This window comes from Desulfotomaculum sp. (assembly GCF_982386235.1).
The window spans coordinates 1-19304 of record NZ_CEVWQM010000002.1 but is presented as its reverse complement, the minus strand read 5'-3'; the positions used below and the strand labels follow the sequence as shown (position 1 = coordinate 19304).

Here is a 19304-nt window from a genome sequence, read left to right as displayed (position 1 = left end):
AGTCTTTTAAAGCTGCAGAAAAAGCTTTTCAATCTCTTCGGCGGGCATGGGTTTGTAATAATAATATCCTTGTACTTCATCACATAATTTTTGATTGAGGAAGTCGAGTTGCCGTGCTGTTTCTACGCCTTCTGCCAGCACCTCCAATCCCAAGCTCTTGGCCAGATTGATAACAACTTTAGTGATAGCACGGTCTTTTTCGCTGTTTTCAATACCTTGAACAAACTGCATGTCAATCTTGATTCGGTCGATGGGGAGCACCTTTAACCGGTTGAGGGAAGAATACTCCGTCCCGAAATCATCGATAGAAATGGATACCCCCAGCTGCTTGAGTTTAGTTAATGTATCTACGATGTGTCCAGCTTCTTTCGTGGCGACACTCTCTGTAATCTCCAGCTCAATACATTTGGGATTCAATCCGATTTCTTTTATAAGCTTATCTAAATTTTCGGCAAAATAAGGATTTCTGAACTGAATAATGGACAGGTTTATAGCCAGGCGCAGATGGGGGAATCCTTTTTCCTGCCATCGCTTATTTTGGCTTATGGCCGTTTTTAACACCCAATCACCAATACTGTTAATGGTGCCGTTCATTTCCGCAAGCGGGATAAAAACATTAGGCGGTATCATACCCATCTCCGGGTGATTCCAGCGTAACAGAGCTTCCAGGCCGGTAATCTGCCCCGTTTGCAGCTTGACCTGGGGCTGATAATAAACGGTTAGCTCGCCTCGCTCCTGTACCCTGTACAGACTGTTAGATATCTTGATATTTTGCTTTACCTCGTCTTTCATTTCCGCCGTGCACAGTTCATACTGATTTTTTCCTTTAGATTTTGCTATATACATGGCGATGTCGGCATTTTTTATCAAGGTTTCGGCATCATCACCATCAAAGGGATATACTGCCACCCCCGCACTCCCGGTAATGAAAAATTCCTGCCCTTGCACTTCAAAGGGATGCTCAAACATTTTCATGATAGTATCGGCAACCTTAATAACATCTTCATTATCCGCAAAGTGATTGACTAAAATTAGAAATTCATCTCCGCCAAAACGGGCAACGGTATCGGTTTTTCGCAGGCGCTGCGCCAACCCCTGTGCCACTGCTCTGAGCAAAGTATCCCCAGCATTGTGCCCCATGGTGTCGTTCACCATTTTAAAGCTATCCAGATCCATGAATATAACGCCGATAAACTTCTCATTTCGCTTAGCAAGCTGAATGGCCCGAGCAAGGTGGTCAGAAAACAGCGTGCGGTTAGGGAGCCCCGTCAACTGGTCATAATATGCCATATATTCTATCTCTTTTTCTGAGTTAATCTTGATAAGTCCATCCGCCAATAAATTGGATAAAATCCTTAGCAATTCGATATGATAACGTGACCAGCTTTTAAATAACCGCACGGAATCAAGGCCCATAAACCCCAGAAGCTCCCCATTTTCCTCAATCGGTATAACCACTACAGATTTGACCCCCTGCGCAATAAGCAGTTCCCTTTCGGCAGAAGCCTCATCGGGAAGCTTCCTTACATCTTCTATGTAGACCAGTTTCTCCGTGCTTAACTGCTCCAGCCACCTGAGGAATACATCTGTCGGCACATTTTGAATGGCTTCGGTTTCGGGGCTGATCCCCTCGCTGCACCATCCATAGGCATAGGTCATTGTGGTGCTTTTCCGATTAATCAAAAAAATATAGGCACGATCAACCTGGAAGAAATGGCCTATCTTGTACAGCATATCATTAACTTTCTCATCAATGTTTATCTGATTAACACTAATAAAGTTAAAAGAGATATCGGAGATAAGTTTTTGAAACTCAATCTGATAGATGTTTTCTTTTATTCTTTTAATGTACGTCTTGTTTACAAAAGAACCAACCCAAAAGGCAATCAGAAAGATGCTGATTCTTACAATGTGATCAAATCTATCCAATTGGATAACCCCTTCGGGGCTGTTAATCCAAACCAAAAGTTGAGTTGCAACGGATACAGCCATAAGCGCAATTAAAGGAATTCTTGTACCGAAGACCAAGGAAATGATCATTAAAACCAAGGGGAAAGCCCAGACCGTTATCCCGGCAAAATCAATAAATTGCAAAGTTATGATCGGAATGCTGCAAAGCATTGCGATTAAGACAATGGTTTCTTTTACTTTCTTATTTTTAATTAGTTGGCACAATAGGGTAATTGCACCTAAGAAAAATAGCCATACGCTGGCATTAAGCATTGTCCTCAGGCTTTTTTCTCCTTGCACCATGTGGGGTAAAAAATAAGCTAAGGCGCCGGTAAAGCCTCCTGCCAAAAACGCAAAAGATAAGTAAAAATGCAGTTTCGAACGGGTCTCGCCGCTTAGTATCAAATCGTCCTCATTTTGGGAAACATCCCCCATTAAACCATAACGTTTCATGCAATAGTATATTGACGCAATTGGCAGCAGGGTAAACACTGGGGCCATCTGTGGCAGCGAACCCTTTAAGGCAGCACTTAAAATCACATCCGTTAGGCTTCCCAGCAATAGAGCCGCGGCCATTGAGAGTAAGAGAATATTTGCCTGTTTGCGGATAGTTTGGTTAGAGGCTTTTTGCCTCCATCGCCAAATGACCCCCAAACAGGCCAGGACATAGCCAACATAATAAATCTGAAAAAATGTGGTCCATCCATTCTGGATCGCTATATTAATCCAGCCGCTATCCAGCTTTACCAAATTATACTGAACTGCCGTAATCTTTCCCGAAGCAGCAAAGGCATAGATGCAGACAACCGCGGGCAGATGCAGAAGCGCACAAAGTCTCCAACGTTTGCGGGAACATTCTGCGCCGGTAAGTAATAACAAAAAGTGCAGCATTAAACTATAGGCGGTTCCCCAGCCGAGGGCGGAGATCCGTCTCCACAATAAGCATGTTTCCAAATCCGGTGCAGAATTTGCAACGGAAAAACCGATGGACCAAAAACATAAGGAAATGCATACTGCCGAGAACATTCGATTAAGACTTCTCCTCGGATTCATATAGATGATATATAAGCCAAAGAGTAAATAAATAGCAAATGCAGAGAAGAATAGCAACGAAAAAAGCAAAGGTACTTGATTCATAAAACATCTCTCCATCTTTCATGATTTGGTCTTTTTGTTAGCTGCTGGCGAACCAAAGACACGCGGACAGCTTGTTTGCTCCTCTGCTTTCCTCATCGACATTTTTTGTGTATTTTAAATGGAACAATTGTTACCAGCCGCAGGTGCAACCTGATATGATTTTAACAATCTTATCATCAGCCTGTATGCATTTTCAAATTCATTAATAAGACTTCTGGAAACCCTTTCATCGAGTATCCTTCTGCCGAAAGGGGCTAAAACTCACGTTTGAAATGAGATAGGTGCGAACCCTTGAAATTAAAGAAAACAGCAAAACATACCACTACATCCCTTCCGGGATAAAATGGTACCCTTACTGTTTATAGTTCCATCATCTAACATATTACCAAGGCCAAGTTGCTGCCATCGATGGCGAAAGATAATTTCCGAACCCCATTGTTTCATCCAACGGACATCCGCATTTTCAGTCATAGTAACCTTATTCCACTGTTCTTGAGAAAAACGTGCCAACTGCTCAATAAGACGGTCAATTTGACCTTCCTGCAATTCCTCTAGGCGACCTCGATTCAGAAGAATCCGTTGACGATTTTTCTTACCGTCACGATAAGACCCTGCCAGTTGGCGATATGTTCTGATGGAACCGTCTTTATTTTTAAAGACCTTGGTTCGAATGAACATGGCAACGTCACCCAATTCATAAACATTTAGAATATTATATCATATAAAATAATACACTAAATTCAAAAAATGGCTTGTGCCAGTTCGAATCCCTCCTAATTGGATAGATGATATAGATATATCGAACAAAACACAAAAGACATAGCCTTTCCGCCAAGGAGGGCTATATCTTTTTTCGTGTCGTAAAGCGTGCTATGATGGATTCAAAGTTTATTACAGCATACGATAAATAGGAATTTAGGCTGCTCCTTTGACGAAGTATCAATCGGCAGAGTGATTGCCGTAAAAAGACGATGTGGGATAGGCAGCAGAATCCTCTCAGAAGGGATAAAGGTTGCAAAGAATAGGTTGGGGGCAGCTGCTATAAAAATAGAAGCACAGACATATGCAAAAGAGCTTTATGAAAAGCAAGGCTTTAGACAAGTTTCAGAAGAATTCCTGGAAGATGGAATCCCTCATAGTCAGATGATACTTGATTGTAATTTAGGATAATATTTTATTAACGTATAAATTTCAATTTGAAAAGCAGAGGATCATACTTTCTGCCTAACCGCAAAAAATCTTTTTTTCACCATTCTCTCAAAAGACTTTAATGACAAGGGTTCGGCAATTTTTGCTGGGACTCTTTGCTTTTTGTTTCTAGGTAAGCCCTTGATTAATCCGGAACACAGACAGTGTTTTGACGAAAAGCGTTTATCGTTTGAACCGCTACGATCGCGGTAATTAGAGTGGTTACGGCTATAAAAATAGCTGCCAGCCACCCGAGCAGGGCTAGGCCGGTAAATTTAAAGGCCTGAGTAGTGGCAATGGTCGCAGCGCACATGGGGAAAGTGTAAGCCCACCAGGATACAAAGAAATTCAGTCCCATGAAATTCCGCACCATTGAGAATAGCAAAAAGACAAAGAAAATCGCCACATATAAGAGACCGCGGGCAAAACCGTCCATCTCACCTGTCATTTTTGTATAGGCAACAAATCCCACCGCCGGGGGGGCAGCCAAAATAAACAGCGTAGGCATTAACTTGGGTGGCAGGGGGCTATGGAAGATGATACGGTAAAATATTACCGTAAACAACACCAGCCAGAAAAACAGACCCACACTAAAAAAGAACCACATCAATTCTTTATGGGCAAATTCTACGCCGGCGATCGGCACCAGAATATTACCGACCACGGGAATAAACCAGGCTGGGTTAGCGTGAGCAATCTCATAGCTGCGGTTAATCCAGCGGGACATAATGATAATAGTAAAGACAAAATGCAGGCCCGCGCCAACGATCCATAAGTACCTAGCCACTTCACGGGATACCTCCAGCGTGCCGATACTCAATAATAGCAGGCTGATAGATAGAGCCGGGAAAAAACTGGCTTTGACCGGGTGATTAAATTCATTCACCACTTCCTTCGTGTGTTTAACCAGTTTTGCTAAATAGGCAGCGCTGACCACCGCGAACACGACATAGGCTATCACCAGCAGCAGCAGACCAATTCCTAAATGCAGCCCAAAGACCTGCTCAAACCGCTGATAGGCAATAGACAATCCGCATAGCCCCATCACGCTGGCAAATAACCCAATCGGAAAAAATTGCACCCCTTGACCCAAAATAAATCACCCCTTAATAAAAGTATTTATTTCTATAACGATTATCTATATAGTACATCAGGAACGGACCAAGGCCACTGAAAAAGACATATTTTTTACAACCCAAAGCAATAAAAGAAAAGGAGCTGTCATCGTTTATCGAAACAGACTCCTTTTCTTACGTGTTTTATCGGACACAACTTTGTGAGAGCAGAGGTTAGGCCACGCCGTATATTTTCACATCGGGATCGGCACTCCATAGCGGCTTGAGGCCAACAAACACATCATTTTGGAACATCTCGCTGGTCAAGTATGCCTGTGCCTGTGCCACGCTGTCAAAACCGTGTAACACCTGAACATCCTCGTCACGGATCAACAAGTCCTTCGTTAGAGCACCTTCAATCGTCTTGAGGAAAGGCTCGCGGTAATCGGCGTAGACCTTTGCTGCTGCGGGACGATTAACGGCTTCGATTTTCATCGTGATTTCCAGATATGCATTGACTTTCATTATAACCTCCTAAATGGATTTTGTAAGGCTCCTGTGGCCGAGCTTACTTTGATTATAGTCAAAGGACTTCGGAAGAAGAATATATTAGCAAATTCATGAGTAACTCATAAATTTCATAGTTACTTGCTGCTAGTACAGCATGCCTTTTATAATTACGCTACAGGAGGTTGTACAAAATGTATAAGCCTAAGTTAGCAAAAGATATTCGTTGCCCACTGGAATATGGCTTGGAAGTTTTCGGCGGGAAATGGAAGTCGCGGATTATCTGTGTTCTGGCAGAGAAAGAGGTTTTACGTTATAGCTCTCTGCGCAAGGAAATGACAAATATCACAGACGCTGTTTTGGCATCGACTTTGAAAGAGTTGATGGCAGACGGAATCGTTCAAAGACAACAATTTAATGAAATCCCGCCAAGAGTGGAATATTGCCTGTCGGATAAGGGAAAATCCGTTGTACCCATCCTGCAAAGCATTTGCAGATGGTCGGGCGCATACCACAAAGAGGATAGCCAGCATATCCTTTCGCAATGTCAAAAATGTGATTACAACTTCAAGGCTGAGTGATTTTGGAAGCCAATGTTGATTGATTGGGGGAGAAGCATGATGAAATATAATTTTGATGAGATCATTAGCTAACCGTCTATACCCAGGCCCAGTAGTTATCAAACAGCAGCTAATCATTACTTAGAGAGGGAACTACCGTTTTCAAAAGGGTTCTTCTCTTGTAAATATAACGACCGAATAGTTGTACAGCCACCACTTAAACAGGGTGGTTGTTTTATTCCATGGATCTTTTTTAAAATTTCCTTAAATTACCGTTAAGAACTTGACATATATTGGTGTTGATGTTAATAATAATAAATACTAAATAGGAATTATTCTTATTGAGGGGTGGTGTTTTGAACGACGGGTTGTTTAATTAATCCGTTACGGGACAAGTGCGAAAAAATTATGGATTAAAGGAGGAGACAAATTTTGAAGAAATCCGTTCTATTGGTTGTTTTTTTATTCTTTAGCGCTATCTTAATCGGAGGTTGCGGTACTAATTCCATTGAGTAAAGTTCCGGTTCTAAGGAGCAGCTAAAAGTATATACCAGTATCTACCCGCTTTTTGACTTTGCCAAGCATGTTGGCGGTGAAAAAATAATAGTAAAAAATATTATACCTGCCGGGGCCGAACCACACGACTGGGAGCCCAGTCCCCAGGACATGGCAGAAATGACGAAGGCGGATGTCTTAATACTTAGTAGTTCAGGCGTTGAACCTTGGGCTGACAAGGTGCTGGACGTTATTGACAAGAATAAGGTTACCGTTATTCTTGCCGGTCAAAACATTGAATTAATTGCAGGAATCCCACACGATCATGACACACCCCGAGAAGAACATGCTCATGATCAAGAAGCTAACAAAGAGGATCGCCAGCAAGAGGAAACCGATAAGCACGAGGAGCATGACCATGATCATAGCGGCAAGGACCCACACATTTGGCTTGACCCTATTCATGCTAAGGTAATGGTAGATAACATCTTGGCTGGTTTAGTAAAGGTAGATGAGCAGAACAAAGGCACTTACGAGGCTAATGCGGAGACTTACAAAAAAGAACTTGATCTGCTCCATGAAGAATACCAAACTGGCCTGGCCACTGCTAAGTTAAAAGAATTTGTTACATCCCACGCCGCCTTTGGTTATCTGGCCAAAAGATACAATCTAATCCAGGTTCCGGTAAGGGGACTTACTGCTGAAAGTGAACCCAGCCCTGCGGATATGGCTGCTGTAATAAAACTGGCCCGAGAAAAAAATATCAAATATATTTTCTTTGAGACACTGGTAAGTTCCAAAGTATCCGAGACGATTGCTTCTGAACTGCAGGGCCAAACCCTGGTGCTGGACCCAATTGAAAGTTTATCCGATCAGGATATCGCCGCAGGTAAAGATTATCTTTCTATCATGCGGGAAAATCTTAAAAATTTAAAAATTGCCCTGGGAGCTGTATAAATGAACAAGCAGGTCCGTTTAGAGATTGCTCATCTCAGGCATCTGACCCAGAGCGATTGCTACTAAACGAACCAAGCACGGACGTGAATATTTACGCCCAGGAAGGAATGTACCGTCTATTCGGTGAGTTAAAAATGAAGGCTATTAAAAAAATACAAGCACTGTCTGAGCCGTATATTTATCAGGATTATTAAAAGTTGCTTAAGGAGGGGGGCACGAATGACTCAGATACCTGTAGACATTATCTCTGGTTTCTTAGGTGCAGGGAAAACAACTCTAATCCGAAAACTCTTGAGCGATTCGTATCAAAACCAAAAGATTTTCCTGCTGGAGAACGAATACGGTCAGGTGGGGATCGACGGGGCGCTTTTGGCCAAACAGGACGTAGAAATGAAAGAGATCTATTCCGGCTGCATCTGCTGCTCGTTAAAGGGTGATTTTACCCGGGTATTGCTGGAGTCCTTAGATCAAGTGAAGCCCCAGCGCATCATCATTGAGCCTACAGGCGTTGGGAAACTCTCTGAGATTCTCAGTATTCTGGAGCAGAAGGTCTTCAAAGACAAATTAATAGTTGATCATATCCTCACAGTGGTGGACGCCCGGAAGGGTCTTATCTATTTAAAGAATTTTGGTGAATTCTTTAAGGACCAGTTAAGGCATGCTCAGACCCTAATCCTTAGTAAGACAAAGGGCCTGGACTGGCAAAAAATTCAGGAGCTTGTGCAGGTGCTGAAACCCTTAAATCCAAACGCCCGGTGGGTAACAACTCCCTGGGAAGAGTTAGCGGGCAGTCAAATTCTAAGGGCTAACATACCGATAGAAACTTTTTTGACCAAGGGCCTATCGCCTTTGATTAAACTACCGGGTATTAAGCGTGTCTGTAATTGTCATGAGGAAATGCACCATCACCACGTTCCGGGCTGCGGCTGCCAGCAGCATAGCCATTCTTGTAGCTGTGATCATTCCGAGCAGCACGGACATAACGCTGCAGAAGTGTTTCACAGTTGGTCCTGGGAAAGCCCAAAGGAGTTCAATGCGTCTTCATTGCAAAGAATTTTATCAAGCTTTCAAGAAAACAAAAAATACGGACAGGTTCTGAGGGCAAAGGGAATTGTTCCGGGGAATGGCGAATGGCTTCACTTTGAGTATGTAAGCGGTGACTGGGATATAGCAGGTGGCACGCCTCAGCTAACCGGACGAGCTGTGGTTATCGGCGTCAACCTGAAGGTAGAACAGCTGCGCCTATCATTTGAGGAATAGTTTTATGAGGGTTGTTGATGTTGTACAAGGTTTTTTAGGCTCGGGTAAAACGACATTAATAAATAACTTAATACAAGAAGTTTTTACTCAGGAACGAATTCTTGTTATCCAGACCGAATGGGGAGAGGCTGAACTGGGTGATTATGGAAACAGGGTAGCAATACGGGACTGGGAAAAGGGCTTTAACCTGTTAGAAGTCAGGAAACTTATCCATATGCCAGGCGTAGACCGGATAATAATTGAATTAAACGGCATGGCTCCTGCCAGCGAATTACTGCATGCCCTGGATATTATGGACACAAGGGGAGAAATTAAGTTAGGTAACGGTATGTCTGTGTTTCATGGACCGACCTGGGAAGTCATGGGAAAACCCTTGGAAGAAATCTTTAGCCTTATGGTTCTTACCAGTCAGGGGTTTTGGATTAGAGAAGGGAGTAAAGCGTTGCAACAGTGGATTCAAAAGACTCAACCCAAAGGATGTTTAACAACGGGTAATGACTGGGTGTTGTGGTATAAACAGATTAATCAAGCGGGTAAGTATAACATTGTAAAAAAGTTAGTTAAACGTTGTTCCGTTGTGCCGGGGTTATATCGGCTTTATTGGTTAATCTTAAAAAAGCTGAAGTAAGCTTTAGCACAATTTGTGCCAAAACCCTGCCCCAAGAACAGCAGGATAAGAATTAACAATATAATAAAGGAGAAGTTCATTCCACCACCATATCCGGTGCCACCCATTATCAATCCCCCTTTTAATGACGGTGGTCATGTTATTTCCTCACTGGCGTAATAATAGAAAAACCAATATACTAGAGGTAGCTCTTATGAAAGGAGATGTTATTTTGAACAAAATGATGGATATTGTGACAATTGTGGTTAATGGGGAGGTTTGTGGAAGATAAAATAGCTGCCTAAACCTCCCAAAGGGTGATTTCATCATTTTGAGGAGGGTATAACGTGTTTCATAAAGACAATTTAAAAAGTTACGGCATTAGCGAACGTTTTTTGCAAGAGGCAACTCTGTATCCAGATTTAGTGCTGGGGCGTATTTGTTCCCAATATAAGGATTTATATAAAGCAGTGACACCCCATGGTGAGGTCTTTGCTGAAGTATCCGGTCGGTTTCGCTATGGGGCTAGCCGCTTGTCTGATTATCCAGCGGTAGGCGATTTTGTTATGCTGGACCGTAGTATGGATGAAGGTGGCAATGCCATCATTCACCAGGTGCTGACAAGAAAAAGCTCCTTTGAACGTAAAGCAGTAGGCATGGAGCAAGAGACGCAAGTTGTTGCTGCCAATATTGACACCGTCTTTCTCTGCATGGCCCTGAATCAGGACTATAATCTGCGACGGTTAGAGCGTTACCTATCGATTGCCTGGGACAGCAGAGCCCTTCCCGTGGTGGTGCTAACCAAAGCAGACCTTTGCCCTAACCTGGAGGAAAAAATGGCAGAGGTTTCATCTGTGGCCATTGGTGTGGATGTATTGGTTACCTCAGCAATGTCTGGGGACGGCTACGGTAGTATTCGCTCCTATGTGCAGCCGGGGAAAACCGTTGCCTTGATTGGCTCATCAGGGGTAGGTAAGTCTACCCTGATCAATCGTCTGGCAGGGGAGGAATTGCTGCAAACCAATGATATCCGCAAAGATGATAAGGGCAGGCATACCACCACTCGGCGAGAATTACTTGTTCTGCAAGATGGGGGAATCGTTATTGATACACCTGGCATGAGAGAGCTGGGGTTGGAAAATGCTGATTTAGCCAGAGCCTTTTCAGACATTGATCGGCTGGCTGAACAGTGTAAATTTCGTGACTGCTCCCATCGAAGCGAACCAGGCTGTGCAATCCAAAGGGCTATCCAACAGGGTACAATCACCAGGGAACGGTTGGACAGCTATCTTAAACTAAAAAAAGAAGCAGGATATGAGGGTTTAACCTCCAAGCAGATTGAAACAGAGAAAATCAACAGGATGTTTTCCGGCATGGGTGGTATGAAAAACGCCAGGAAATTTATTCAGGAACAAAGCAGGAAAAAAAGATAAATAAAAATAAATTTAATGCTTTCTCGACTTGACTAGTCTATTAATTCACGGATCACTAATCCTGTGGTTATAGAAAGGAACAGAAAATGGAAATTCAATACGGGAGCGGTTGTCATACTGAATTGACAGGTGGGATCGTCAATGTTATGATTCAATATATTCATTATTAGGAGGCTCGTTATCTATGTTGCACGCCATGCGTATTCGATAAGCTGGCAATAAAAAAGCTGATTTTTATCCACAACTGTGGGCTTTTTTGGGTTGCTTATTATTACGTATGTAGACATAGATGGCGATTAGGCTAGCTTTTTTTGCTGTGCCTTATAGCCGTGTTCTTCCTCGTGATAAATGCAGATCGAAGCCCGCATGAGGGGCTTTTGATCTGTATTTTTTTATGGCCAAATACAATTAGGGTTTGCAGCAGAGGAATTGCACTTCTCTGTGTAGCTGCCGAGATTTAGCTAAATAAATGAAGAAAGGAGCTAAACTATGCGCTATATGCATTGGTACTTCTTTTTTATATAGTCCTCGCTTCTTAAATCGCAGGCTAGCCTGCGAAGAGAAAACTGCGATTTTTGAAGGAGGCAACCATGATGGAATTATTGATAAAAGCAAAAGATATTTACATGGAATATATGGGCCGCGCTGTCTTAGATATTGATGATTTGGCGCTTTATAGTTATGATCGGATCGGTCTGGTAGGTGCGAACGGAGCAGGAAAGAGCACCTTGCTAAAAGTGCTGCTAGGTGAACGCCCTATAGCACAGGGCAAAATTGTTCGGAAGGGTAATTTTACCTACATCCCACAACTGGATGAAGTAGCTATCCAACAGGTGCAGGATTACGCTTTAATGGGCAAGCTGGGCATTGACAGTTTAAAAGGGGAATATAGGAGTGGTGGTGAAGAAACCCGGCTTAAAATTGCACAGGCTCTGTCAGGCGAGGTACATGGTATCTTTGCCGATGAACCAACCTGTCACCTGGATCGGGATGGTATAGACTTTTTGATCAACCAGCTTAAATATTACTCTGGTGCTTTGTTCATCATAAGTCATGACCGCTATTTCCTTGATCACGTTGTCGATAAGATTTGGGAGTTGAAAGAGGGAAAGATTACCGAGTATTGGGGCGGCTATTCCGAATACTTGGCCCAAAAGGAGGAAGAACGGCAAAACCGGGCTGTACAATATAAACAGTTTACCGCTGAAAGAGACCGGCTGGAGAAAGCAATCACCGAAAAAAAGAGTCAGGCTCGGAATATTGTCCAAAAGGCGAAGGGAGCTTCAAGAAAAAACAGCTCTGAAAGTGGCGGACGACTTGGTCATCAAAAAACGATGGGCAGCAAGCAAAAGAAGCTCCATCATGCTGCTAAAAATATGGAGCATCGAATAGAATCCCTTGGTGAGGTGAAGCCTCCCGAAGCCATTCGTTCTGTTCAATTCCGGCAGAGTAAATCCTTAGAACTTCACAACCCATTCCCAATCACGGGAAAAGATATCTGCAAACAGTTTAGGGATAAGGTCATTTTTGATAAAGCATCTTTCGAATTTCCGTTGGGGGCCAAGATTGCGGTAACAGGTGCCAATGGAACAGGTAAAACCACGCTTTTCAAAATGATACTAGATCGTGCAGATGGCATCTCCATATCGCCTAAGGCAGAAATCGGCTACTTTGCCCAAAACGGATACAAGTTTGACCATAATCAAGCTGTTATGGAGTTTATGGTGGAAAACTGTGATTACCAGATGTCTGAAATTCGCGCTGTACTGGCATCTATGGGGTTTTCTCCTCCTGATGTACACAAAGAGTTAGCTGTTTTAAGCGGTGGCGAAATCATTAAATTACAGCTTGCTAAAATGCTGCTGGGGCGATATAACATCTTGCTCATGGATGAACCCAGCAATTTTCTCGATCTTCCTGCTATGGAAGCACTAGAAAATTTGATAAAAAACTACGCCGGTACAATCATTTTCATATCGCACGATGTCCGTTTGTTGGAGAACGCAGCCGATATAGTTTATGAAATCAAGGATGAAAAGATTATTCAGAAGGCTTAGTGTGTGACTGGGATATTACTGTTACCACACCAGAGATACTGCCCAAAGTGGTATCTCTGGTGTTGGTTATTAGTGCGAACCATGTTTTTCCCTCTTAGAGAATCAATGAAGAACTGGGACAACAGAAGTATTGGAATAAAGAAAGACTACCAAAAGAGCTGGTCTACGATGATAAGAAAGTAGAGACTACCTGGCTAAACTCTTCCGGCCTCTCCTTTTGGGCCCAGTGTTTACACCCTTCCATTAGATAAAGTTGGGAGCCTTTGATCATTTGATGTGCTTGTTGTGCATATAGCACAGGAACACTATAATCCTTAGTCCCATGGACAATTAATGTAGGCACTTTAATTTCTGCCAACCTTGCCGCTAAATTTGAACGCAAACCCTGGCTGGAAATATCACTTCTTTGGAAAGATGCAAAGGCTTTGCCTGCACCAGGATCTTTTAGTGCTTGATATATTTCTTCCACCAGTTCATCTGAAAGATTCTTTGGATTACCAAACAAACCATATAACAGCGTCCGTTTGACAAGTTTTCTGCTCTTAGCTGTGAGCCGGTAAGATAATTCATTCAGTGATGTTTTTGTATACCAATATGACAACAGATGATAAGGAAGCTTCTTAAATAGTCCGTATGCCCCGACCAAGACAAGTTTCTCAACTTGTGCTGGATGCTTTAGTGTATAGGCAATGGAAATCCCACCACCAAGGGAAAGGCCGATTAGGCATATTTGAGTAAGATTGAGAGATTCAATTAAACTTTCCAATATCTCTACATAAAAAGCCATTGAATATTCGACATCAGCAGGTTTGTCGCTTTTACCATACCCAGGCAGGTCAGGGGCAAACACACGATGCTGTTTTGATAACGGCACAATAATTTCACCCCAGGATATATCGGCAGAATCAACACCTGCCCCATGCAGCAGAATAACCGGTGTCCCAGACTCCCCTGCTGTATAGCAATTAACATAAATACCGTTTAGATGTAATCTTTTACTTTTTATTTCTGAGTTATTAATCATTATTTCTTTTTACACCTCAGTTTTTAGGAAAACCGGATCATTGCTTACTACAAAGACAAATACCAAGGGACGGCTTTTGTTATATAATCATTCCAAGCCGGGCTATAATTTATTTATTAACAAAAAGGGAGAAGGGTCATTATGGCTGGACCAGATAAGAAAAAACTTTATCCAAATGAAAGTATAACGACGGTTTGCTATATAAGCAATTTACCCCAAAGACCCAATGTTGAGATTGGGGAATATACTTATTACAGTGATCATCATAACAACCCGGAGAATTTCTATGACCATATCCAGCATCATTATGAATTCTTAGGGGACAAACTGATTATCGGGAAATTTTGTGCTATTGCCGAGGGAGTAACCTTTATGATGAATGGGGCGAACCACCGTATGACTGGCTTTACAACATATCCATTTAATATTTTCGGTGGGGGCTGGGAAAAGGTAACGCCTACAATCGAACAGTTGCCTTTTAAGGGTGATACTGTAATTGGCAATGATGTATGGCTCGGGCAGAATGTTACGATTATGCCGGGAGTTAAGATTGGTGATGGTGCTATGATTGCCGCCAATTCAACAGTAACACAAAATGTTGAGTCCTATGCGATTGTTGGTGGTAATCCTGCTAAGCTTATCAGAATGCGGTTTAATGATGAAGTGATTCAATTGCTTTTGCAGTTGCAATGGTGGAACTGGGATGAGAAAAAGATATTTGACAACCTTGAGCAATTGGTCTCGGCTAATGATGCTGCTACGCTGAAAAAATTAATAGATTAGGGTTTGAAACAGCATATATGCTTGCTGGCAGCGCAGACGGATGCGCCTTTCTCAACATCAGCGGGAGAAGTGCTTGAAAACAAGGAGCAAATACTTATGAATCAGTACCAACAAAATAATTGGCAGCGGGACTTCTTCACCATCGCCGGCGGGCAGACGGTGTCGTTGATAGGCAGCGCCGCTGTGCAGTTTTCCCTGATCTGGTGGCTGGCCAGTGAAACGGCGTCACCGATCATGATGTCCATCGCCGGCGTGTTTGCCTTTTTACCCCAGCTTATTCTCGGCCCTTTTGTAGGTGTATGGATCGACCGCCTCAGCCGTAAAACCGTCATCATAGCGGCAGACCTTTTCATTGGCCTGGCAGCCCTTGTTTTTGCCCTGTTCTTTTTATATGATCAGCCACCCTATTGGTCAGTTTGTGTGGTACTGGGCATTAGGGCAGTGGGCAATGTGTTTCACAGTCCAGCCATTCAAGCTGCGATGCCCATGCTGGTGCCACAACAGGAGTTGGTGCGCGCCAACAGCTGGAGCCAGTTTATGCAGTCGGGTGCTTTTCTGCTAGGGCCTGTACTGGGCGCGGCCATGTATGCCGCCCTGCCCCTTTGGATCATATTATTGTCCGATTTGGCAGGCGCGCTTGTGGCCAGCGTCACTGTAGCACTGGTTAAAATACCCGATCCAAAACGGCAGACACAACAAAGGCCACGCTTTTTCTATGAAATGAAGGAAGGCGCGGCGGCTATCTGGCAGGACAAAAAGCTGTTTATCGTAACGGCAGCTACGTTGCTCGGCATGGTATTTTACGCACCCCTATCCACCTACTATCCGCTCATGACCAGCGACTATTTTCGCGCCGACGCTTGGCATGCCAGCATGATCAACTTCAGTTATGCGGGGGGCATGATGCTCTGTGCTATATTGCTGGGAAGGCATGGTGCCATCAAAAACAAGTTTCCGGTCATCCATGTGGGGCTTATGGGTATGGGAATATCCTCGTTATTATGCGGATTGCTTCCTGCGGGGATGGGCTGGTTCTGGGTGTTCGCGGCATTGTGCGCGCTGCTTGGAGCCAGCAGCAACCTGTATAATATACCCTATGTGGCCTATATGCAGGAAACCATCTCCCCGGATAAGATGGGGCGTGCTTTTTCCCTTATCGGAAGCCTCAGTTCAGCGACTATGCCTTTGGGATTGCTCATAGCAGGCCCAATTGCCGAAAACAAGGGTGTATCTTTGTGGTTTTATGTTTCAGGCATCGCTCTTCTCTTGCTTACGCTGATTAGTGCCCTGCTGATCCTTCCCCGAAAGGTGGATAAAGCAGGGGAGGAAAACTCTTGAGATAATAAAAAATAAAGCAATCACGATGAATGCAGATATTGCACAAGTACTAAGAGATCGGGTTTCGCATATGCAAGGAATGAATTCATTGGAAGATGGAGAATCAACACAAGGTAGGGAAGTATCGTAAGGTGTTGCAGCAATTGGTGCAGATAAAAGTGTGAAACTAAAGAAAATAAGAATGTTAACAGCAAGGGGGATTAAAGAATGAAGGTTCTGGTAGTCATTGATATGCAAAATGATTTTATTAATGGAGCCCTTGGCACGAAGGAAGCTGTAAAGATTGTTGATTCTGTGAAAGCAAAGATTGACAGTTATTTGGCAGCCGGTGACATCGTCATTTATACGCAAGATACCCATACCGAGGCCTATCTTAAAACACAAGAAGGACAAAAGCTGCCTGTTGAGCATTGCATAAAGGGAACGCCTGGCTGGGAAATTTCGCCAAGGGTGTATGTGAGCGGATGTCCGGTGATTGAAAAGCCCTCTTTCGGTTCACTAGAGCTTGCTGAATTGATTGCAGGGATGGAGGAAATACAGTCTATCGAGCTGATCGGGATTTGTACCGATATCTGTGTGATATCAAATGCACTGATTTTAAAAGCAAAAATGCCAGAGGTTCCCCTGGTGGTTGATGCATCCTGCTGTGCAGGTGTGACTTTGGAAAGCCATCAAAATGCACTGGATGCAATGAAGGCCTGTCAGATTGAAGTGATCGTAGGAAAAGACGATGACTCAGTTTGATAAGCGGAATCTCAGCATGATGATGGAATATACAATTACTTCCATCATCAACCAAGGCGGCTGCATCGACGGCTTTGGCGTGGGAGAGCGTCTGATTACGGCCAAAAGCGACCCGGTATTCGGTGCGTTATATAAGCTTGCTGCCGTGGAACAAAATAGCATCTTTGTATCAAGGATCAAGATGTCGGAAACCGTTGAGAAAATTACCAATCCGGGGCTTAAAAAGGTCTATCGCGTCTACTGCGAGGAAGGAAATGCGGTAGCAGACCTGATTACGAGGGCGGACGAAGCCGTGGATCTGGACAAACCCTACCGCTATGTCGATCCAGAGAAACCCTGGAAAAACCGCTATTTCACCAACTGCACCGTGAAAGAATTACAGCAGCTTGTGGTGAAAGCTGGGCAACGGGTAGATCAAGCGCGCAGTCTAGATAAGATTCGCAGTTATGTAAAGCAACAATTGGAAAGCGAAATTTGGCAAGAAGAGCAGCGGTTTGAAAACCCGCATAAACACGATTTGAATATGAGCCCGTATTATTATGAACTGAAGATGAGCCTGCTGCACGAAGCACAAACTGCATGACAAGTTAATGAGGTGGCATTTATGTTAGGAGCAATCATAGGTGATATCGTCGGCTCGCGCTTCGAGCGGAACAATATCAAGACAAAAGAATTTGATTTTTTAACCTGCCGCTGTTCCATAACAGACGATAGCATCATGTCGCTGGCAGTTGCAAAGGCTATTCTTGCCAGCGACGGTGATTACAATAAATTAGGTGACCTTGCCGTGAAATGTATGCAAGAGGTTGGTAGACCTTATCCAGATTGTGGCTATGGCGGTATGTTTATCAGATGGATGTATGCCGATCAGCCGCAGCCGTATAACAGCTTTGGTAACGGAGCTGCGATGCGGGTTAGTGCCTGTGGTTTTGCTGCATCTACGATAGAAGAAGCAAAACGACTGCCTAAAAAAGTTACTGAAGTTAGCCACAATCACCCGGAAGGAATAAAAGGAGCAGAAGCAACTACGGTTGCGATATTTCTTGCCAAAACAGGAAAAAACATTCTTGAAATTCGTGATTATATCAATGATCACTACTATCCAATGAATTTTACTTTAGACGGCATTCGTGACTCCTATGAATTTAATGGAACCTGCCAAGGTACTGTGCCTCAAGCCATTATGTCGTTTCTTGAGTCTACATGTTTTGAAGATGCAATTCGCAATGCTATCTCTATTGGCGGAGACAGCGACACCCTTGCAGCCATCGCTGGTGGCATTGCCGAGGCCTATTATGGCATTCCAGCTAATATTAGAAAGCAGGCTCTTAGATATCTCGATGAGCGTCTAATGAAAATACTTGTTGATTTTGAAAATAAATATCCTCCATTGTTTGAAAATCAAGTTGCCGAAACGCTTGTGGAGCAGGAGTGTAGGTTACTGTTTTTTTAGCTTCCGGTGCAGTTTTCTGAATCTCAATACTTCAGCACTACAAAACGTTATATGAGTACATCATTAAAAATAACATCCTCACCGAAGACCCTGTTTATGGGGTTTCTTTCCCTAACAGATACTTTTCTTATGAAGAAGATGACTTTGTAACAGAACTTAGAATTAGGGTAAAAGAAAATGATTGACCCTTTAGTTACTATAGGATTTATGATTTAACCATGAAAGGAGTAGATAATATGGCTAAAACAATAAGATTAATAGCCCCTGATTGGCAAGGGGGAAATAAGCGAGAATATTATTTTGGTGCAGAATTACTGTCATGGTTGGCTCCAAAAAATGATAACCAAAAAGAGATAAAGCTGGATATTGAGGAACCGAATAATGAAGAATTAGAAAAAGAAAATGGTGTGGTTGCTCAATCTATTGTTAAACGAAATGTGCGTATGGCAGCAGAAGTATTAAAAAAAGAATTACCCGATAAAATCATTACTTTTGGTGGAAATTGCTTAGTATCTCAAGCACCTTTTGATTATCTTCATGGTAAATATGGCAAAGAACTCGGCGTCATTTGGATAGATTCTCATCCTGATGTTTCAACTCCAAAAGAATATTATCACCTGGATTCCCGGAAACTCATAACGAGGCCGGAGGGGTAATACCTAAGTGTTTATAAATTTCCTTCTGCTTCTCAAGAATCTCGCCAACCCGCAGTTTCTGGCCAGGCAATTCAAAGCATTCAATAACATCAAGTTTATC

At 43.1% G+C, this 19304-nt stretch carries 18 protein-coding genes; 13 read left to right on the top strand and 5 right to left on the bottom strand.

Translation table 11 applies throughout. The features are described 5' to 3' along the window. Positions 1-6: 6 nt before the first annotated feature. Positions 7-3087 carry an EAL domain-containing protein gene (locus AC1U9Z_RS01140; RefSeq protein WP_479955371.1) on the bottom strand — a complete coding sequence of 1027 codons (3081 nt, stop codon included), beginning with the start codon at positions 3085-3087 and terminating at the stop codon, positions 7-9. A 297-nt stretch (positions 3088-3384) separates the two neighbouring features. After that, positions 3385-3765, bottom strand: a complete 381-nt coding sequence (locus AC1U9Z_RS01135) for a hypothetical protein (RefSeq protein WP_333530674.1) — start codon at positions 3763-3765, stop codon at positions 3385-3387. A 273-nt stretch (positions 3766-4038) separates the two neighbouring features. On the opposite strand from AC1U9Z_RS01135, the gene AC1U9Z_RS01130 reads away from it, so the two are divergent. Beyond that, positions 4039-4257, top strand: coding sequence for a GNAT family N-acetyltransferase (locus AC1U9Z_RS01130; RefSeq protein WP_479955369.1), 219 nt, complete (start codon positions 4039-4041; stop codon positions 4255-4257). Positions 4258-4420: 163 nt separating this feature from the next. Here the strand turns inward: AC1U9Z_RS01130 and AC1U9Z_RS01125 are convergent, their stop codons facing one another. Continuing rightward, positions 4421-5368 carry an SLAC1 anion channel family protein gene (locus tag AC1U9Z_RS01125; protein WP_479955367.1) on the bottom strand — a complete coding sequence of 316 codons (948 nt, stop codon included), beginning with the start codon at positions 5366-5368 and terminating at the stop codon, positions 4421-4423. A gap of 196 nt (positions 5369-5564) precedes the next feature. Next, entirely contained in the window at positions 5565-5855 is a 291-nt protein-coding gene (locus AC1U9Z_RS01120; RefSeq protein WP_479955365.1) for a hypothetical protein, read from the bottom strand. 176 nt (positions 5856-6031) lie between these two features. On the opposite strand from AC1U9Z_RS01120, the gene AC1U9Z_RS01115 reads away from it, so the two are divergent. The 6 genes from AC1U9Z_RS01115 (at position 6032) to AC1U9Z_RS01090 (ending at position 13206) form a co-directional block, all read left to right on the top strand. After that, positions 6032-6418 (top strand): winged helix-turn-helix transcriptional regulator, encoded by a 387-nt coding sequence (locus AC1U9Z_RS01115; protein WP_333530671.1) that lies wholly within the window; start codon positions 6032-6034, stop codon positions 6416-6418. 534 nt (positions 6419-6952) lie between these two features. Further along, entirely contained in the window at positions 6953-7849 is an 897-nt protein-coding gene (locus AC1U9Z_RS01110) for a metal ABC transporter solute-binding protein, Zn/Mn family (protein ID WP_479955517.1), read from the top strand. A gap of 219 nt (positions 7850-8068) precedes the next feature. After that, positions 8069-9109: a CobW family GTP-binding protein gene (locus tag AC1U9Z_RS01105; RefSeq protein ID WP_479955363.1), complete on the top strand. Its 1041-nt coding sequence runs from the start codon at positions 8069-8071 to the stop codon at positions 9107-9109. A 4-nt stretch (positions 9110-9113) separates the two neighbouring features. Then, on the top strand, positions 9114-9737 hold the full coding sequence (locus AC1U9Z_RS01100; RefSeq protein WP_479955361.1) for a GTP-binding protein: 624 nt from the start codon (positions 9114-9116) through the stop codon (positions 9735-9737). A gap of 326 nt (positions 9738-10063) precedes the next feature. After that, entirely contained in the window at positions 10064-11149 is a 1086-nt protein-coding gene (rsgA, locus tag AC1U9Z_RS01095) for a ribosome small subunit-dependent GTPase A (RefSeq protein WP_479955359.1), read from the top strand. Positions 11150-11742: 593 nt separating this feature from the next. Then, the gene (locus tag AC1U9Z_RS01090) at positions 11743-13206 is read left to right on the top strand and encodes an Msr family ABC-F type ribosomal protection protein (RefSeq protein ID WP_479955357.1); all 1464 of its coding nucleotides are present in this window, start codon (positions 11743-11745) and stop codon (positions 13204-13206) included. A gap of 163 nt (positions 13207-13369) precedes the next feature. Here AC1U9Z_RS01090 and AC1U9Z_RS01085 read toward each other — a convergent pair whose 3' ends face one another. After that, positions 13370-14230: an alpha/beta fold hydrolase gene (locus AC1U9Z_RS01085; protein ID WP_479955355.1), complete on the bottom strand. Its 861-nt coding sequence runs from the start codon at positions 14228-14230 to the stop codon at positions 13370-13372. 141 nt (positions 14231-14371) lie between these two features. On the opposite strand from AC1U9Z_RS01085, the gene AC1U9Z_RS01080 reads away from it, so the two are divergent. The 6 genes from AC1U9Z_RS01080 (at position 14372) to AC1U9Z_RS01055 (ending at position 19204) form a co-directional block, all read left to right on the top strand. After that, complete coding sequence (locus AC1U9Z_RS01080; RefSeq protein WP_479955353.1) at positions 14372-15013, top strand: Vat family streptogramin A O-acetyltransferase; 642 nt, start codon at positions 14372-14374, stop codon at positions 15011-15013. A 96-nt stretch (positions 15014-15109) separates the two neighbouring features. Continuing rightward, on the top strand, positions 15110-16351 hold the full coding sequence (locus tag AC1U9Z_RS01075) for an MFS transporter (protein WP_333530663.1): 1242 nt from the start codon (positions 15110-15112) through the stop codon (positions 16349-16351). Positions 16352-16558: 207 nt separating this feature from the next. Continuing rightward, the gene (locus AC1U9Z_RS01070; protein WP_479955351.1) at positions 16559-17095 is read left to right on the top strand and encodes a cysteine hydrolase family protein; all 537 of its coding nucleotides are present in this window, start codon (positions 16559-16561) and stop codon (positions 17093-17095) included. Beyond that, positions 17082-17678, top strand: a complete 597-nt coding sequence (locus AC1U9Z_RS01065) for a hypothetical protein (protein WP_479955349.1) — start codon at positions 17082-17084, stop codon at positions 17676-17678. Before AC1U9Z_RS01070 ends, AC1U9Z_RS01065 begins: the two co-directional genes overlap by 14 nt. Before the next feature lie 21 nt (positions 17679-17699). Beyond that, a complete protein-coding gene (locus AC1U9Z_RS01060; protein ID WP_479955347.1) occupies positions 17700-18548 on the top strand; it encodes an ADP-ribosylglycohydrolase family protein in 849 nt (282 codons plus the stop codon). A 236-nt stretch (positions 18549-18784) separates the two neighbouring features. Then, positions 18785-19204: an arginase family protein gene (locus tag AC1U9Z_RS01055; RefSeq protein WP_479955345.1), complete on the top strand. Its 420-nt coding sequence runs from the start codon at positions 18785-18787 to the stop codon at positions 19202-19204. The last annotated feature ends 100 nt before the right edge of the window (positions 19205-19304 follow it).